The organism is Rhabdonatronobacter sediminivivens (assembly GCF_013415485.1).
GTDB classification, from domain to species: Bacteria; Pseudomonadota; Alphaproteobacteria; order Rhodobacterales; family Rhodobacteraceae; genus Rhabdonatronobacter; species Rhabdonatronobacter sediminivivens.
The window spans coordinates 1-678 of the sequence record NZ_JACBXS010000143.1; the positions used below are offsets into that span (position 1 = coordinate 1).

Consider the following 678-nt stretch of genomic DNA (forward strand, 5'->3'; position numbering starts at 1 on the left):
TTCTTGTAGCCGTAATGGCTCTTGCCGTGCTTCTTCGTCCACCGCGCGTCGTTCGCCACGGGTCTCGAACCGGTGGCGACCCGTGGCTCACCCTTCTGCGACCGCTTGGCGGGCTTGTCGGCCCAGCCCTCTGGCACTTCGCCGGCCTTGATGGCCGCGTTCTCCTCTCGGGTATTGCGGTTCTTCGGCACCGGGACGATGGCGGCATCCAGGATCTGTCCGCCCCGCGCGATATACCCTTGCCGCGCCAGATAGCCGTCGAACTGCTTGAACAGCGCCTCGACCATCCCCGCCTGCGCCAGCCCCTCGCGATAGAGCCAGACGGTCTTGGCGTCAGGCACCCGGTCCTGAAGCCCGAAGCCGAGGAACCGCATGAAGGAGAGCCGGTCGCGCACCTGATACTCGATCTGGTCGTCGGACAGGTTGTAGAGCGCACCCAGCACGAGCGTCTTGAACATCACCACGGCGTCCAAGGGCTTGCGCCCGGCCCGCGACTTCCGCTCCGCCTCGGGCTTGCGCCAGACCCGCTCCAGCGTGGGGCGAAACTCCTCCCTCGGCACGATGGCGTCGATCTCAACCAGCGGGTCCCGTTTGGCATCCAGGCTCGCATAGCGGTCTGAAAGATCAAAGAAACCCATCTGCGCCATCGTCACATCCCAGCAGCCTCATGCCCTGCGC

At 65.5% G+C, this 678-nt stretch carries 1 protein-coding gene; it reads right to left on the bottom strand.

The features are described 5' to 3' along the window. Window positions 1-647 (bottom strand): IS5 family transposase (locus HUK65_RS18540; RefSeq protein WP_179907772.1); only part of this gene is annotated, 647 nt, incomplete at its 3' end. Between the last annotated feature and the right edge of the window lie 31 nt (window positions 648-678).